Source organism: Pseudoalteromonas sp. Z9A4, from assembly GCF_011378845.1.
GTDB lineage: Bacteria > Pseudomonadota > Gammaproteobacteria > Enterobacterales > Alteromonadaceae > Pseudoalteromonas > Pseudoalteromonas arctica.
Window position 1 is genome coordinate 11,343 of sequence record NZ_WTLA01000012.1, and the last position, 18,560, is coordinate 29,902.

Genomic DNA, 18,560 nt, shown 5'->3' on the forward strand with positions numbered 1-18,560 from the left:
GGCCCGCTGCTAATAGTTTCTCAATTAAAAGGTACCGCGAAGACCAACACGGAACTGACGACCTGTTTTCCAAACTGATGCTGTACGCGAAGTAGTCACACTGCCATCTTCAATTGCATTACCTTCATCAAGCACAACCTCTTGCGAGTTAGCTTCAAACGCATTACGACTAAATGAACTGGTGTAATAAATTCGGTTAGTTTCATCAGTTAAGTTAAGTGCCTGAAAAGTTAAGCTAAAGTTTTTATTAATTTTATAACTTGAGCTAAAGTCCAAACGATGGGTTGCCTCTTGCCATGTAGCGCCGCCAACTAAACCTCGGTTAACTAATTGATCCCCGGTGTAGCGACTCGCTAAACGTAATTGAATCCCTTTTTGTTCCCAATACAGTGTTGTATTTAGGGAATGCTTTGGAGTGAAAGGTTGTGGTAGTGGTTTTAAAAATATATCGGTATTACCTACCTGCTGACGATCAGATTCTGAATCTTGGTAGGTATAGTTCATGTTTAAACCTAAGCCACCCCAATAACTTGGTAAAAAGTCATAATTTTGGTTGTAACCTAGTTCAACACCTTTAATATCGGCGCCTTTACCATTGGTTACTGTGGTTACGTTTACAACGTCACATTCAATGCGCCATTGGTCAAAAAAGCCCGCGACTTGCCTAAGTGGCATACAATCTTCTTCGCCACCTGGTGCTCTATTCTCATCGTAATCAAGTAATAAATCGGCTGTTTGTAAATCGTATTCGGTCCTAACATCTTTGTAGTGATACGGAACAACCACCGTTTCTTCAAAGTCTTTCATATCTTTGTAAAAGAACGCAGCTGAAAGTAAACCTGAATCGCTAAAGTACCACTCATAAGACAAGTCGAGATTGGTTGATTTAAGCGGTTTTAAATTTGCATTACCTGCTGAGCCATTAGCAGAGTCCCATTGTTGCTCAAAAATTTGTGTACGTGGGTTTAATGAATCAAAACGAGGGCGCGTCATTGTTCTACTAACAGCAAAACGTGCAATCATTTCGTCGTTAACTGCATAATTTAAGTTTAAACTAGGTAAATAAGCGTCATGTCCGCCTTTTTTAGTTACCCATGCAACGCGGTCTTGTACTTCACGTCCGCTACCTTGTGTTCCTGTAAATGAAGTTGTTCTGTCTAAAAATGGCCAAATTTGTCCGTTACTTGCAAAGTGTGCCCATGCATTAGCTGACGTTGGAACTAAATTTCCGTTGCTGTCGTAAATTAAAGAAGGCAATGCATTGTTAGCTATAATGTTGCCATTTTCATCTACAAACACTTGCTGATTTACACCCAATCCTGTGTTGCCATCAGCCCCGGGAATTACAAATTGACCCGTTTGCGGATCAACAGGGAAAGTAGCTGGATTTGAGCGGTTATACGCATGAGTGATTTGCCATGCCCAACAATTTTGTAGCTCAGCATCGTTTGCTGGTGTGTAACGATGATCAGGCTGCCCCGTGTCAGATACCCCCATAACAGCTGCTGGGCAGGCATCTAAATTTGTATTTGCTAAACCACGCTCAACTAACAAATTATACGCATCAACCATTTGTGGAAAACGCGTATAGTTAATACCGCCTACGCCTGTTGCTGTTGTGTCATCTTTTACATACCTAAGGCCTAAGTTACCTGTTAGCTTGCCATCCATCAGCTCAAAGTTTGCTTTAAAATAAGCGGCTTTTGTTTCGGTTTCAATATTACGACTGCCTGTAATGGTTTCGCGTATACCTACTTCGCCTGCATCTTTACCTGAAACAATTTCAAGCGCTTTTTCGGCATCAAGTAACGGCCAGCCATTAAAAAACTGTGCAGAGCGATCTGATTGAATATCTTCACCAAAATTATCGTAAGGATAGGCACTATCAGCTACTATATCGGCTAAGCGAATTGTACCAAGCCCACGTACTTCAAACGCTTGATCAGGGTCTTCTAAATCTATTAAATCACTGCCATTTGTGGTTGCTCTATTTTGAATAGAGACATCTTTTTTACGATTTGACCACTTAACTCCAAATTCAAGCGATCTAATAAAGTCGCCATCAAGCGCATAGTCAAAATCAACAAAAAGCGACTTGTTTGTATCCGCTAATTTGTTTTTACGAAGCACTAAACTACCTAAGTGATTGTGCTCCATGTCATACGGATTAAAACGGCTGTATACCGCATTAGACGTACCATCAAAGGCATCAAATTCCCCTGGAGTAACGCCAGTTGAGTAACTACATTCTCCATTGCTGCCACAGTCGTAGCCAACCATTTCGTGGCTACCATCGGGCATTGATTCAACTATTTGACGACCTGCCGTGCCCCATGTAGCTGTACTAATAGAGATGTAACGGTCTTTTTCATCATCGTCTGGTGTTTCATCTGTCGTTTTAGAAAAACCAGCTCTTACATTCATATTTAATGAATCGGTAACCTGATAATCAATATCGAGTGACGCTACATTAGTATCAATTTCTCTAAGTCCGTAGGAGCGAACAAAGTTACCACCTGTAGAGCGGCTACTTGATTGCTGCAAGGTATTGGTCGATAAATCAACCCCGTTTAGTGCTGTATTGTCGTCACCGGCATAAATTAAAGGTGTTACAGGTCCCATGTTTAAACGCAGTCGTTGACTGTCGGTTAACACATCTTGCTCTGTATGAGTTACATCTAGCTGAATATCGAGTGACTCTGTTGGTTGGTATTGAAAACCTGTAGACACTGACAAGCGATCTCGTTGGTCATTATTTAATGTAAAATCAATAACCTCACGCGCTAAAACAAATAAATCACCTTCATGTAATATTTGCGTTTCAGGGTCGTAATTATTAAGTGAACTCAGTGGATTTAATAATGCTTCTCCATTTTCACCAAAAAGCTTATTTCCATCAGCATCACATTGATTGCCAAGTACCCTGATTGCTTTGCCTGTAACAGTGTCATGTGCTGTACGGCCAGTTGCATCATCTAAATCAACAATAGGAATTGCGCCGTTAGCCCAATCGGTATTGATACGATCTTGTCGTGTTTTTTGGGTATCTTTAGAGGCGGTTATAATAAAGCCAAAGGTGTCGTCGAAGTATTTATCAGAAAAACTAAAATTAATGCGTGAGTCACTTTCATCAGAAAACTCGTTGTAGCGCCCTTCAACCGTAAAAGAACGACGTGGTTTGTTTAAATTTAGCGGTTTTACAGTTCTAAGCACAACACTTGCGCCGAGTGAGCCTTCATCGTTATCAGCAGAAGATGTTTTAATTACATCGATAGATGACAATATATCTGACGAAAAAGAGCTTAAATCAACACTGTTATCGTTAGTAGCACCCGCACTAGAGCCATCGGTACTTAGCCCGCCGGTAAGTGCTACACCATTCATTGATATTTGATTTAAAGAAGGTCCGGCACCACGAATTGATATACGAGTCCCTTCACCGCCTTCTTCTTGAATACTCACCCCTGTTACTCTAGATAGTGCATCAGCGATGTTTTGATCTGTTGATTTACCTACATCTTCAGCATGAATTGAGTCACTTACGTTGTCGGAAAAGCGCTTTGCGTTTACCGCTTTTCGTAAGCTACTTTTGATTCCTTGGACTTCAATTATTTCGATATCTTTTTGTAGTTTTATTTTCTCTTTTTCTTCATCTTCTTGTGCAAAAGCAGATGATGAAATAAGCGAAGCAATAATAGCTGCAGAGACTGCTGATAACCTAAAGTTATGCTGCATTGTGTGCTCTCCTGTTTATCGGCATCGTTTTTCTCAATGCCAGTGTGTGATGATGTTGTCTATTTTTATTGTTAGTTAAGCGCCACAGATAAAATGAATGAACGTCCTAGTATCCTAATTTCGTTTCAGAGCTTTGCTTAACTTGCGATCAAGTTAAACATATGATGTTTATATTTACAAGTTGTTTACTTTGGTTTTTACATTTTTGTTTCTTTTTCAAACGAAGCAATTTAAACCGCTGTTTTTAAACAATTTAAATTCATTAATATTTAAGTGAAAGTAACGTAGATATTTTTATTTTTTATACAAAACAAAAAAAGAGACCCAAAAGCCCCATTAATAAATAAAAAATGTTGTTGAAAATGATCAAAATTGAGTTGTTCAGAAAGAAATTTACGAGGGTTTATAATATTAATTTATGCTCATTAGAGTATTTACAGCTATCAAAAGCTGCCAATCAGCAGTTTTGAAAGTGGTAAACCAAATGTATTACCCATAAACCTAAAGCTCATACATACACGGCAATACACACGATTTTAATTTAAGAACCTAATTTAAGCGCTTAACTTAAATTAAAACCTTATTTATTATGTAACTTAATTTCACTTACCGTATAAGGTTTGCCATGCCCAGTATTGATAATGCCTGGGCCTGTAAGCAAGTCAAAATTCGACATAAGCAAAGAGCCTTTATAATAAATAATATCGGCGGGTTGGTCTAATTCACCATTTTCTGAATTGTTATCGGGGTACGATGCAATAACGGTTACATTTTGGTTTGTATCAATTTTTATAACTTGATTAGTTAAAAAACCTGCAGCGTATAAATTACCTTGAGGGTCTATAGTTAAGCCATCAGGTCCACTTCCTTTTGGAAGTGTTGCATAGGTACTTTGGCCAAGCAGGTTGTTGTTTGTATCAAACGTTAATTTATAAATTAAGTCGTCACCTAGGTTGGTTACAAACAAGTTACCCTGTGAGTCAAACACTAAGCCATCAAGTCCAAATTTACGTTGCTTATTAATTGTTTTAGCCAAAAACAATAAATGCGGATCATCTGTACTGTTAGTCACTAATATATTGGTATCTGTAGCTTTAAAACGATATATCCCGCTGAGAGTCTCGGTCTTATTTTTACTTGGCACACGCAGTTGAGTTACGTAAATATAGCCATTTAGATAGCGCACACCATTTGGCGAACTCATGCCTTTTGCTACTATTTGAGTATTGATGACTTTGTTATTTTTTAAGGTGAGTTTAAGTAATCTAGCTTTGCCAGCACCTTGGTTATCGGCTATAAATAACGAGCCATCGGGGGCATAGGCAAGGCCCATAGGACGGCCCTTCCCTTTATTATTTGGCCCCGACAACTGGGCTATTTTAGTAAACGTTTTATCATTATTAATATTAACCAGCACACCCGCTTGTAGCCCTTTATTGGCATAGTTAACACACGATAAAGTAAGCTCTCCTGAAGGAGAGACAGCAAAAGCGTCTGGGGTTGGGCAATAATCAGGGAGTGATGCAAATAAACTCGCACTCTCAAGCAGTGTATTAGACGTTTTAACAGACGCTAAAGATGCACTTTCTCCCCCTTTATTTATATTTTTATTATTGCTTTGAGCCGTGTGGGTACTGCAACCAAACACAGTAAATAAGCACACTAAACCCGCTAATTTATTTTTAAGATGAGTGATGTTATTTTTATTCATTATTGCTCTCTTTTACTCTTAATTTTTTGCGAAAAAAAAGCAAGGCTTGTTACCAAACCTTGCTTTTTACCTCTCATAGTTAACTTTGTCGTAATCAAACGTTGTAATTAAAAATTGATTACTTGATCTGTCCCAACCTTAGATTTACTGATTACTTCGCCATTGCTGTAACGCACACTTACGTTATCTATTTCGTTGCACTGGCCTAAACCAAAATGAACCACATTATCAAATGATTGTGTATAAGGTGCAGCATCAGGCGACACGCGCCTTGTAAGGGTTTTACCACAGCCTTTAAGTGTCGCTATAGCGCCAATTGGGCTTGCATTATGCTTAAGTGAATTACTTATACGCAGTAATGCATAGTGATTACTGTTATTGGCTTGATTACTAAATAAGTGCCACTGACCTCTGTCGTTATTCATAATAATATCGACCTGGCCGTCTAAGTTGTAATCAAATACATTTGCGCCTGAGCCAATGGTACCTAAGGTGTTTGTTATTAATCCCGAATGAGTCGCTTGGCTAAATGTGTTATCGCCATTATTTAAATACAATATTTGCGATGTAGGCGTTACCAAGTTGCCTTGTTTAACAACAAACAAATCTTGGTAGCCGTTGTTGTTAAAATCTCCCACACTTACGCCGGTCGTATTTAAATTTGTTTTAATGCCAGCTTTAGCACTCACATCTACAAATTTTCCACTTTCATTTTTAAGTAACAAATCTGATGGAGCTATTGGTTTTCTATTTACCGTATAATGTTTAACACCGGTTACAACACCCGTTGTAGGTGAAAAAGTATTACCCGCCATACGCCATTTATCATTGCCTATATAACCAACATACAAACCTTTATTAGGTTGGATATCGGCCCAGCCTAGGCCATTACTGCTAACAATATTGACGTTTTGACCACTGTGCCTTTCACCTTCAAATTTATATTTATAAGTGCCTTCGCCTACAAATACATCTTGGTTTGGATAAGGTGACTGGTAGTTAACTAAATTAAGCGTATCGCCAATAAGTAAGTCATCATATTTAAATGGTCCACGCTTGGTGTAAAAACCAAATGTGTGGCTTTTAGCATCAAAAAACGTATCGCCTGCTTGTAATGGGTTAGCACGACTTATATATAAATCAAAGTCACCATCATTATCAAAATCGATTTCGCTAACACCCGTCGCATCCATTATTTTATTAGGTAAAACATTGGCGGTTACGTCACTAAAGGTAAAGTCACCATTGCCTTTTAAAACACGTAAAGCACCGTCGCCGTAAATCACTAAATCGTCAATTTTATCGTTATTAAAGTCGGTAATAAGGACTTTTTGACCATCTCGATTAGTTTTTGGTAAATCAGCTGCGTGGGTTATATTGCCGCTACCATCGTTTTTATAAATAAAATTACTGGTTTGTTTACCGCTATTAGCCTGCGGGAATCCCATTAGTAATAAATCTAAATGACCGTTGTTATTGGCATCAAAAAACTTACTAGTGCGCCCACGCAACGTTGGCAGTTTGGGTGAAAACTCACCGCCTTCAACAATTTCTCTTTTGTTAAAGTGAAATAACTTAGCATTACGCGCGTTATCGCCAGAGCCACCACCACGTGAAAGCAAAATATCCATTTTGCCATCTTTGTCGTAATCGCCTACGCCAATACCGTGCATATCACCCACAATAAGGTCGCGCCCTTTGTCGTAAACGCCTTTATTGTTCCAATACAAACGAATGGTATAACCATGATCGGTAAGTAATAAATCTGGGTAACCGTCGTGGTCTAAATCGCTTATTAATGCGTTATCCCATTTACGGCGATTTTTGTTTTCTAATTTAATTGCTTGGTGCTGCTCAGTAAATAATGTTTTACCCGGTGTTAGCTGAGCACCCGCTAGGGCACTCGCTTGTTGACAACCTAGTAAGCTTGCGCCCATGCATAACAAAGAAACATGCCATACAATTGTTTTTACTTTCATAAAGTCTCCATGAATTTGATAAAACTTACTTAGTTGTTTTAAACGTTTTATCGAATCGTGGCATGGCATCTAATCGCCAGTTCGCACCTTCAGTCGTTTCGTGAAACCATTTTGGCTGTTGGTTATCCCAGCTCCATTTTTCCATTTCGCGAACCATGTCGGTTAACAGTGCTTTGTTAGATTTACTTACATCGTGTTTTTCAGAAATATCGTTTTCGATATTAAATAACTGCCATGGTTGCTGGTTAACTTTTAATGCTTTCCATTGGTTCATACGAATTGCAGCATCGCTGTAACCCTTACGATGGCGAAGTGCATAAATAGGCTCATCTTTATGTGGGTTTTCATTTTTAATAAATGCAGGCCACATATTTGTACCATCTAAATGTTGGTTTTCTTCAACTTTAGCGCCCGCTAAAGCTGCAAATGTTGGGTATAAGTCAAGTGCCGATACAGGATGCGAAAAACGCTTGCCCGCAGGTACATGTTTAGGCCAATGAAACAACATAGGAACTCTAAAACCGCCTTCTTGTGTACTGCCCTTACCTGCTTTAAGTGGGAAGTTATTAGCGCCTTTACTTAATTTGCCACCGTTATCGCTCATAAATACGATAAGCGTATTATCATACTGATTATTTTTTTTCAGGGTTTCTACTAGTTTACCCACGCCGCGGTCAACTGCGTAAACCATACCTGCATATGTTTTACGGTCTTTATTTTTTATATCAGGAAACATCGCCATATCTTCATCTTTAGCTTGCAATGGCACATGCGGTGCGTTGTAAGCTAAATATAAAAAGAATGGATTTTTTTTGTCCGCTGCTTTGCCTACAAAATTAACGGCTTCGCGCGAAAGTGCATCAGTAATGTACTGCGTTTCTTTTACTTCTTTGCCGTTGTGCTCAAGCGGAGTAATGTACTCAAAAATATTTTTTAAGCCTTGTGCCTTTTGCTTTTTATACTGAAGTTGATATTGGTCAGGAAAATAATTATGCCCACCGCCTAAAAATCCATAGTATTCATCAAAACCACGTTTATTTGGATGATACTGCGGCGCATCGCCCATATGCCATTTACCTAATGCACCGGTAAAATAGTTATTTTCGTTTAGTAATTTACTAATAAACTTAGCGTCAGTAGGCACGCCTACGTTTGAGCCGCGTGTCGGTAAATTAAATTGTGAGCCAATCTTATGAGGATAACGACCTGTCATTAATGCCGCTCGGCTTGGGCCACAAAACGGGTGCGCTACGTAAGCGTCTGAAAAGGAAGTACCCGATTTAGCAAGATCATCAATATTTGGGGTAATAATATCCTTAGAGCCATTAAAACCAACATCTGCATAACCTAGGTCATCTGCAACAATAAGAATAATATTGGGTTTTTGTTCACTTGCGTGTATGCCCGCAGAGCCAATTAATAAGGCAAGCGATGATAAAGCGCTCAATAATTTTGTGTGTGTTTTCATAGTGCCAATCTCAATTTTGATAATAAAAAATAGCAGGCCAATTAAGGCCCACCAAAGGGCATTACTCGGCTATAAAAAAGCTTTCATGTGGTGATTAAATTTAGTTAATGATGGGTCTTCAATACGCTTAAGCTCTCCTGCCATTTTATGCACTAAATCAGTAAGCTGTTTTTTGTATTTAGGATTATCTATTTGGTTTGTGATTTCGTACGGATCATTTTTTAAGTCGTATAATTCATCGCGGCTGTCGCCTGGATTCCATACAAATTTCATTTCAGGGGTACGTATAGCTCTAATACCAAACCATCCGCCGTTGTACCATTCGTAGGCATATAACGAAATATCATCTTTACCAGCATCGGCACTATCGCCTTGTTTCATCAATGGTAAAAGTGAACGCCCATCTTCGTCGCCATCAAGGGGTAGTGTCATCCACTGGCGAAGTGTTGGTGCTATGTCTAGCATAGACACTTGGCGGTTAATTATTTTAGGCTCAAGGCTAGGGTCACGAATAATAAGTGGCATACGCATTAATTCGTCGTAGGCATATGGGCCTTTGTCATAAAGGTTATGCTCGCCTAGCATACTACCTTGGTCGCCTACTAAAATAATGTGTAGGTCGTCGTATAAACCTTCTTCTTTGGCGGTGTTAATAAGCTCGCCAACTGCGTGATCAATCATGGCAATGGCACCATAGTAAAAACTATGCGCTTTGCGCCAATCGGTTTCAGTCATGTGGCTTACATCGTGCCAAGGCCACCAAATATCATCTTGTGCCATTGGTTTATGTTTACGTTCTATACCAAAGTTTTTAGGAAGTTTTATGTCTTTGTAGTCGTACATGCTGGCGTAAGGTTCTGGTACGCGGTACGGCGGATGAGGTTGCTCAAAACTAACAATACCAAAAAATGGTTTGTCTGATTTGGCCGCATTTTGCAGCATTAATTTGCCTTCGTTTACTTCTTTAGCTGTTACTGTATCTGCGTATGTACCCGGAAGTGTTTTGTAGTAATCGTGCTTTTCGCCGTTTTTATCGCGCTCACCTGCATTCATACGGGCAACATTTTTTTGTGTACCATAAGGCGTAAAAGGACGGCCATTACGCTCTTCATCTTTATCGTGCCCCCACATAAAGTTTGCACCGCGCAGTGCTGGGCCTTGTGCACCTAAGTGCCATTTACCTACATAACTTACGTCGTAACCTACGCTTGTTGCACGTTTAATTACGCTGCCTTCACTAAGTGATAACTCCGAAAGGCGAGAATGATAAAGCCCCACGTTATCGTCAAGCCCCGTTTTATGTCCCCAGCGTCCAGTAAACATAGCCGCGCGCGAAGGAGAGCATAAGCCAGTAGATGTCATCGCTTGATCAAAACGTGTACCTTCGTTTGCTAATGCGTCAATATTTGGCGTTGAAACTGGGCCATTACGATAAGAAAACGTATCAAAGCGCATATCATCAAACAGTAAAATCAGCACATTTGGCTTTTTGGCTTCAGAGTTTTTCAGCTCTGCATCTTTTGCATATAAATTGGGAGCAAATAATGTGCAGCACCCTAACAGCATCACCATTTTTATTTTAAATAAGTTCATGTGTGTGTCCTTTTAAACAACTAAAAATTGCTACGTCAGTGTTTTAGCAATCTGCCTGTACTTTATTATAAAAGCATAAAATTGATTTCAATAATATAAACATATGATGTTTATATTGGCAACAAGTAAATTTTAATTTGGCTAATATTTACACTTTATTAGAATGGGCTTTAGGGTTTTTATTGCTTTAACCACGTTCTCACGTAATCAATTTCCATTGATGTTGGAAAACCTTGTGCAGACTGATTATCTGAAGGATAAAATTGATTACATTTCCATTGTGTATGCGGTGCGCGTAAGCCCTGCGATAATGTTAAGTTCATATCGCGGTGCCAGTACAAATTCTTTTTATAGCCAACCTGAACGTTATCTACATACCATGTAATGTCGTCTTTGGTTATATTAACCCCATAAGTATGAAAGTCTTCACTGGGATCAAATGGTAAGTGATAGCCATTATGGTTTGTTTCTGGCGAGCTACCAGGTCGCATCCACTTGGGTGCGCCATCTTTTATAACAATATTATGTAGGTCGTGGTCCGACTCCTGAAGCGTCTGTTTTTGAGTTAACTCAACTACATCTATTTCACTATATTGCACATCGCCTTCATTCGTTAAAGTACGATCTATTTTGCTGTACATCCAAAATGCAGGTGATACTCCCGGAAATTTATCCGCACCCTTTATACGTGCCTCATAATATCCGTAACTCCCTGTTGCCCTAGACTTAGCAACTCCCGAAGTGTAAAACAATCTATAATTAGGCACTTTTGTTTTATTACAGCCATCCCAAAACGTTCTTAAATGCGTTTCTCGTTTAGTGGTTAGTTTTAATATGCCTTCAGAAACACTGGCATTTTCATCTTTCCAAGACCAAACACCGTAGTTTTCTGTTTGAAAATTCCATTTTTCAGCATCTTTAATATCAAACTCATCTGAGCGTTCAGTTTGTAAAACCCAATTTTCGCCTGGTTGCGCAATATGAGGCATCGGCTGAGCATTAACCCCTGCACTACCAAGGATTAAGCTCAACGATATTGCTATTAGTTTAACCTTATTATTTGTTTTCATTTACTATCCACAACTTAATGTATCGTGTTAATTGAAAAGCGAGCACATAGGTATGTACCCGCTAAAAAACTATTTATTGAGCTGTAACTTCAACAAGCAAGACACCCTCAGAAGGAATATCAAAGCTGGTATTCATTTTATTGCTCGTCATTAAGTTTTTAACATGAATAGATTTACCATTTTTAAGCGACAGATCAACGGTTGCTGTTGTGTGGCCTAAATTTAAAATATTAACCAGGTAACTACCATTGTCTTGCTTAACAGTACGCCATGTTGTGGTTTTAAATGACTCACCATTATCTACTTTTACAACAACATCAGGCGTACTACCCGAAACCTCTGCAAGTGCAGTTTGTTTAATAGCTTCAACATCGGCCCCTTTTGGCATAACAATAAGCTTACCTTTACTGGCAACTAACTTAGCCTTACGCGGATGCCCGTACTCGTCTAAAGACAAGCTTTGCGCTGAGTCTAAAATAACGGTACCACCTTTGTTTAAATACCCTTGAAGCGCTTTAAATTCTTCATCTGTAACAAAGTTATTGCGATAAACCAGTATTGCATCCCAATTGTTATTGTCTTGCTTTTCGACTACATCTTTAGTTGCAAAACCAAGCGGGAAACCTTCAAAAAATAAATTTTCGTAAAGTGTGTAGCCCTTTGTCATATAGTCGTTTGTATTAATTGCTGTTGTTTCAGAGTAAAACAAACGAAGTGGGCGACGCTGCTCTCTAAGCTCAACAATTTCCTCAGAAAAACTATTAAGATCAAACATTACTTGGGTAACTTCGTTAGTTACATGTGGCTGCATATTGTTAGAACCCGCAAATGCACCGCCAAGACCTGGGTCAAAAAAGTCCAGATCGCCTTCTAAACGATCCTCTGGTGAACCATCTGGATCACGCGCCCAAAACCAGCCCATATTGGCATCCATACCAAGTAAAGTTGCAAGCCAATAAACACTACGTACATAGCTTGTACGTGTGTCTAAATCTCGCCACTGACCTGATGATAAAAAATGAGACTCTGAATTTACATTAATTTTATTCGGCGCAACTGATTCCATAAAGTCATGAAACATAGTAACTATGCCCCAGTTATATGCGTACTTTTCAATCCACTTAGATGACTTACCTGGGCGAATATTTTCGCTACCAAACGACTTAGCATCGTGCCCTACCATGGTTGTTAACTCAGCTAATGCTTCGGTATCAATACCGCCAGAGCGTGAATCGTCCATAAACATGCGCGGCATAATTTTTATATGGGTATCAGCGTCTTCATTTACAGAATGCAGTTCGTTTTGAACGTAAGTAAACCAGTCAGTGCTTCTGTCCATATTATAACGCGTCCAGTCGTACCACTTAGGCTCGCCTTTAATCGCAGGATCAATCGGTATCTCAATAGCTACATCTGCAAACTGGCTAAAATGCGTTCCCCAGTTTTCATTTAGCTCGTTAATATCACCTTGGTATTTTTTATCTAACCAACTTCTAAACTTATTTAGTGTGTATGAAGAGATGCTGGTCATTTCTTCATATTTTTGTGTCCAGTGGCCTTTTTCGGCGTACCAATGCGGCTCGTTAGCTAATACAAACCCAACTTCAGTAACTTTTTTGCCTTTAGTAAGCTCACCCGTTTTACGAATTATTTTACCCCAAAGATCTCGCGCTAATGGGTTATCAATATCGAATCCTGTAAATAACGAACGGCCTTTTCTAACTTCTGGCTCTTGCTCTTCAACCCACTTTGGAATACCCATTAACCAGTAAACTAAAAAACCAATGTTGGTATCAGGGATACGCGTCAGCTCTTTCATTAACTCTTCGTCAAAAGTGCCATCTTCACGCACTAAAAATGAATTAATGGCACGGTCGTGATCTACCGGGTATAAATCTTCACCGCCATGATAGAGCGCGCCTAAATGATCGTTATAAATATCTTTATTTGTAAGTGGCTGACCAACACTCTTTGAAAAGTAATCATACAAAAAGATAGGCTTGCCATTACTCACAAACATATTATCTTCTGCTTTTGTATTTTGCCAATCAACCTTGTTCACTGGGCGACGTTTAATATCACCTGCTAGCTCTTTACCAAGCTCTTCAATGCCTTTCTCTAAAATTTGAATTACTTTTTCGCGCTCAAAGTTTGGTAACTCTTTTGCTAGCTTTTCTTTATCAGCGGCATAATGGCGCTCGTACCCAAATAATTTGACGACTGCGTCATAATTATTTTCATCCCAATTGGCAAACTTTAAAAATTGTTCTGAAAACCAAATAATACTCTGTTCACGTGTTACATCAATCTGCTTACTTTGCGCTTGTTGCATCATTTTTTTGAGTTTTGCCATTTTTAGAATCGCAACTTGTTCGTAGTTATCTTGCGTTGCGCTTTGTGTTTCATTGTTATCAACTTTAACTACGCTTTCTTGTTGTGAGCATGCTGTTGTAAGCAAAAACAAGGGGGCTAGTGTGAAGCCTAAAAGATGTTGTCTCATATTTTTCTCCCGTTGAGGTCGTTATCTGTTAACAGGTTTTTACACTGTTGTTATTATGTGCAACAGATAATATACATCATATGTTTGTATTTGTAAGCTGTTTGAATGTTTTTGTAATTAAATTTAGATCAACCTTACATATTGAAGACTTAGGAGTAGTGTAACTTGAATGTTTTACCTCTACTTGAGTCGCTTACTAACAAAGCAGCTAGAGTATTAAAACACTTGACTACTAAATCAATTTAGGCTGATGCTAAAAAAGTAACTCTCGAAACGACACCTGATTAAAACATATGTGTATTTTAGCTAGGAGTAATAAGAATGGATAAATCACTGAGTAATGAAAATGCTCAATTAAGGCAAGGTTATCGCTCTGTTTAGAAATATTTTAAAAAAATTAAATAACTGAATAAACATTAGCAGCCAAATCTAAAACTTATAAAACTGAAATAGACAAGTTCTTAGTAAATAACTCTCTTTTTACAAAAGCTGACGTTGCCAATCTTCTCGAAATTAAAAGTGCGGACAGACTTGTTGTTGATCAACTGATATTTTTTGTCACTAACATTTATCCTAACGCTGAGGTAGCCTACCCTCGATTTCAACTTAACTTTATTGATAAAAATTAAGTCAATAAATCTTGAGCTATCAAAGTAGGTAAATCACTCTATGAAAACAGGGATCTCCCTTTTTGGTTTAAAAGTTATAATCACACTTTAGAATGTAGTGATATTGAGGCAATGAACAAGCCTGATATTTATCAAGATATTCTATCTGGTGTATAGACTGATATAGCAACGAACTTATTTTGATCCAATTATTTTTTATACGTGATTATCTCTTCTATTTTGCAGTCGAAGTAAGCACATAATGCATCCAAAGTACGCGTAGTTGTTGAGTAATTATTGTTATTAGCCATTTTTGACATCGCGGCTTTATTTACTCCTGCGGCATTTGCAACTTCATCTAACGTAATTTTACGTCCCTCTTTCAATGACTTAGCTGCGATTAATTCCTTTAAGTTATAAACAATCATTTTAATACAACCAATTATTTAAAAAGTTTCTTTACAGGATACTTTCTGTATGATTTAATCACTTTAGTTTCTTGTGAGGATACTTTTATGATTAAAAATGAATTTACTTTGCTTTCTGCTAAAGAACTTTCAAGCTTTATTAAGTTCAGTCCAGATTACATTAACCGTAAGTTGAAAGACAATGTTTTTTTTGAGGGTGAGCATTACATTAGACCTTTTGGATCAAGAAAAATACTTTACCTTTTAGAAAGTGTAATGGAAGAAATGTACAACACCACGTATAAAGCTGAGCGCGAATTTGTCATTCCTCTCGCAAGTGGAGGTGTATGTTATGGCTAGTGTAAGAAGCCGAAACGATAAGTTGTTTTTTGATTTTTATTATCAAAATATACGATGTCGTGAGCAGACCTTACTCAAGGATACAAAAGCTAATCGTATCAAACTTGAGAAAGTTCTAGAAAATATTGAAATTCAAATTATGCTCGATCGTTTTGTTTACCGAGATATGTTTCCGAATAGTAACCGCTGCAAGGCTTTTAAACTGTTTGATGACCAGATAGAAGCTATAAAAGCTAATGAAACGAATAAAGCTGATGTTATTTTACAGAATGTACCTAACTTCGAGGCATTTGCTTATGAGTGGCTAGAAGAAAGTAAAATTCATTGGAAAATTAGTCATTTTAAAAATGTGTCTATGATCTTTGAGCGTTATTTAATTCCTGAATTTGGCAAGTTTAATCTTGATGAAATAAGCCGTGCTCATATTATTAAATATCGCGCGGGCATATTAGAGCCTAAGCGTAGTAGTAAAAAACAATTGAGTAATGATTGGATCAATCATGTTATGACACCTCTTAGAGGCATACTTAAAGAAGCGTCATTACGTTATGATTTTCAAACTCCTTTTAACAATATAAAACCACTAAAAGTAGTTAAAACCAAGATAGAACCTTTTTCACTCAAGGAAGTTCAGCAATTTCTTAAGTATGTAAGAAGTGATTTTCGTAATTATTATACCGTTCGCTTTTTTACTGCGATACGAACAGCAGAGATTGATGGCCTCAAGTGGGAATACGTTAACTTTGATCGAAATGAAATTACTATTCATGAAACCTTAGTTGATGGCAATGTTGAGACACCTAAAACAGCCACATCATATAGAAATATCCAGCTATCTAGAGTTGTTGTTGATGCATTAAAAACACAATTCAAAATAACTGGTAAGAACACTTATGTTTTTTGTAATAAAAAAGGTAACCCTCTTGACCATCGAAATATAACTAAAAGGGTGTGGTATCCAACGCTAGAAGAGCTCTCTTTAAAGAGGAGACGCCCTTATCAAACAAGACATACATGCGCAACCTTATGGCTTTCTGCTGGTGAAAACCCTGAATGGATAGCTAAACAAATGGGTCACAGCACCACTAAAATGCTATTTGAAGTTTACAGCCGTTATGTTCCAAACAATACTCGACAAGATGGTAGTGCTTTTGACCGCCTACTTCTAAATGCCAACATTGAAGAAGAGGCTACTTATGAATAACTATATCTATGGTTGGTTAAAAAATTTACATATTAATGGTACTTTGCCAACAGCCAATTGTGAGCTATTGATAAGTAAGCAAATAATTTACGCTATTACATCTGCTGATATTGCTAGAAAATGCCAAATAGTGTCTGGCTTAGCTCAATTTCAGTTAACTCACGATATAATGGGTAATCATGTAGTTTGTGATATAGAGCCTATACTTTCTCAATGTAACGAACAGCAGTACCTTAATTTAACTTCGATGATAAATAATACAAATGAGCATTTAATAGCACGATTTTTTAAGCTACTTAGCTTCGTCACATGCAGTGAGTTGCAGCCTTTTATTGATTTTATTTTAACTAAACAAAGCATTTTACAAAAATTCATACAAGCACCGGCTAGCCTAAACCACCATCATTCTTATACTCATGGATTATTTGAGCACAGTATAGAGGTAGCTGAAATTGCATTTAATAATGCTAAACACTTAAATCATTCCAGTATTGAATGCCAAGCTGCATTAGTAGCTGGCTTATTTCACGATATTGGTAAAATATTTGTCATGCTACATCAAGCCAACGATCGCTACATACCAGGACCACACGAAGGTTATAACTTTGCTATCTTAGCTGAACCTTTAGCGAAGCTAGGCAGTCGTAATAGGCAATTGCTGGAGTTATTAAGCAGTTTATTAGCAGCCAAGCCATCTGGCTATCAAGCGAGATATGCAATTGAGCATATTGTGCAACAAGCTGACCGATGCTCTTCTGAATCAGCTTTTATACATGCTAAATTTCAAGAACTTCCTGATTATTACCATTTTTGTAAAGTTGGCGATAAAGTTCTTAAAAGAATGAGTTAACGTTTTAAAATACCTAAACTTAATTTGAAGCTATTAAGGGGCTTCGCCGGCCCTATAACTTATAATAAGCAGCAAATGAAGAAAGCTCATTAAGCTATGGTGGCGCCTCGACTTTTTATATGTACCTTTACTACCCTTTACTGTAATTAATAATCCAACTTCTAAAAAGCCATTGCCATTATGTTTACCTAGAAACCTGCCCTCCTCAATTGAGGCGCTTTCGATGTGACTATCGCTTAATCCAAATGACGAAACTAATTCTTCCCAGTAAGACCCGCTTGAATAACATTTTGATTTTGTAAATCTACTTGATGAAAACGAAATTTGAAGTGGCTCGACTTTAATTTAAATTTTATACATAAATTTAAAAAGTTGCGTATTACTTGCTCATCAGGACAACGAAGAGCGAAATTCTTCCCTGCAGCACCATATTTCAATATTTGTAGGGCATCAAATGCTTCACTAAGCGTTACATTTTTCTGACTTAATAAAGTATCAAATTTCTGACATAAATAATAAAATGCTTTTTGTGAAGAAACTCTTTTTAAGTCATCTTTAGTATTATCTAAACTTGGGAAGTTAGGAATTAAGGGCAGCTTTTTACCTTTCCTGGGATATTCCCTGCTTACACTCAGAGCATTATCATGTAATTTTTGAACTTGCTCCACAGGGAGTGAGTAACTCGATGCTGTATCGTGTATTGAGTTTAGTTCTAGCGATTTAAGAGCATTTGCATAATCTAACATTCTTATTTGCCCATCAACTTCAAACTTTTGTTTAAAACCTTTAAACGATGGTGTGATTAAATCACTAACCTTACCTGCATATTGGATCGAATAGTCTTGCTCTTGTTTTTTACTATAAAATTCAATTCTTTCAATTAAACTTTCACCTGGCATAAACTCCTTAAAATTAGATCTCCCTATACATTCAGATAAAAAATACTTAGATACTGTATATGTCTGATTCATTTGAGCGCAATGCTGTATGTCCTTTAAGTGTAAATAGCTATTTAGTGTCGACACTGTGACTTTATGACCAAGTAAATGAGACAAAAAAAACATTTTTGAGCGAG

The 18,560-nt window shown here is 37.7% G+C and carries 12 protein-coding genes; 3 read left to right on the forward strand and 9 right to left on the reverse strand.

The features are described 5' to 3' along the window. Window positions 1–24: 24 nt before the first annotated feature. The 8 genes from GQR54_RS10545 to GQR54_RS10580 all read right to left on the reverse strand — a co-directional run bounded on the left by GQR54_RS10545 (window position 25) and on the right by GQR54_RS10580 (window position 15,092). Window positions 25–3,735 carry a TonB-dependent receptor gene (locus GQR54_RS10545; RefSeq protein ID WP_166377580.1) on the reverse strand — a complete coding sequence of 1,237 codons (3,711 nt, stop codon included), beginning with the start codon at window positions 3,733–3,735 and terminating at the stop codon, window positions 25–27. A 580-nt stretch (window positions 3,736–4,315) separates the two neighbouring features. Continuing rightward, entirely contained in the window at window positions 4,316–5,446 is a 1,131-nt protein-coding gene (locus GQR54_RS10550; RefSeq protein WP_166377581.1) for an SMP-30/gluconolactonase/LRE family protein, read from the reverse strand. A gap of 107 nt (window positions 5,447–5,553) precedes the next feature. Next, window positions 5,554–7,425: a CRTAC1 family protein gene (locus tag GQR54_RS10555; RefSeq protein ID WP_024613064.1), complete on the reverse strand. Its 1,872-nt coding sequence runs from the start codon at window positions 7,423–7,425 to the stop codon at window positions 5,554–5,556. Between the two features lie 25 nt (window positions 7,426–7,450). After that, complete coding sequence (locus tag GQR54_RS10560; protein WP_024594195.1) at window positions 7,451–8,893, reverse strand: sulfatase-like hydrolase/transferase; 1,443 nt, start codon at window positions 8,891–8,893, stop codon at window positions 7,451–7,453. Between the two features lie 69 nt (window positions 8,894–8,962). Then, window positions 8,963–10,486 carry a sulfatase-like hydrolase/transferase gene (locus GQR54_RS10565; RefSeq protein WP_024594196.1) on the reverse strand — a complete coding sequence of 508 codons (1,524 nt, stop codon included), beginning with the start codon at window positions 10,484–10,486 and terminating at the stop codon, window positions 8,963–8,965. A gap of 179 nt (window positions 10,487–10,665) precedes the next feature. After that, complete coding sequence (locus GQR54_RS10570; protein ID WP_024594197.1) at window positions 10,666–11,556, reverse strand: family 16 glycosylhydrolase; 891 nt, start codon at window positions 11,554–11,556, stop codon at window positions 10,666–10,668. A gap of 73 nt (window positions 11,557–11,629) precedes the next feature. Continuing rightward, window positions 11,630–14,056, reverse strand: coding sequence for a glycoside hydrolase family 42 (locus GQR54_RS10575; protein ID WP_166377582.1), 2,427 nt, complete (start codon window positions 14,054–14,056; stop codon window positions 11,630–11,632). Window positions 14,057–14,873: 817 nt separating this feature from the next. Beyond that, window positions 14,874–15,092 carry a helix-turn-helix transcriptional regulator gene (locus GQR54_RS10580; protein ID WP_024594199.1) on the reverse strand — a complete coding sequence of 73 codons (219 nt, stop codon included), beginning with the start codon at window positions 15,090–15,092 and terminating at the stop codon, window positions 14,874–14,876. An 87-nt stretch (window positions 15,093–15,179) separates the two neighbouring features. Here GQR54_RS10580 and GQR54_RS10585 point away from each other — a divergent pair, with 87 nt between their 5' ends. From GQR54_RS10585 to GQR54_RS10595, 3 genes are read left to right on the forward strand one after another with little or no spacing between them, the layout of a single operon-like run. Further along, window positions 15,180–15,431, forward strand: coding sequence for a hypothetical protein (locus tag GQR54_RS10585; protein ID WP_024594200.1), 252 nt, complete (start codon window positions 15,180–15,182; stop codon window positions 15,429–15,431). Continuing rightward, window positions 15,424–16,635, forward strand: a complete 1,212-nt coding sequence (locus GQR54_RS10590; protein WP_024594201.1) for a site-specific integrase — start codon at window positions 15,424–15,426, stop codon at window positions 16,633–16,635. Before GQR54_RS10585 ends, GQR54_RS10590 begins: the two co-directional genes overlap by 8 nt. Next, window positions 16,628–17,485, forward strand: a complete 858-nt coding sequence (locus GQR54_RS10595) for a TraI domain-containing protein (protein WP_024594202.1) — start codon at window positions 16,628–16,630, stop codon at window positions 17,483–17,485. The genes GQR54_RS10590 and GQR54_RS10595 overlap by 8 nt, the downstream gene beginning before the upstream one ends. 254 nt (window positions 17,486–17,739) lie before the next feature. Here the strand turns inward: GQR54_RS10595 and GQR54_RS10600 are convergent, their stop codons facing one another. Next, window positions 17,740–18,384, reverse strand: a complete 645-nt coding sequence (locus GQR54_RS10600) for a hypothetical protein (RefSeq protein WP_166377583.1) — start codon at window positions 18,382–18,384, stop codon at window positions 17,740–17,742. Between the last annotated feature and the right edge of the window lie 176 nt (window positions 18,385–18,560).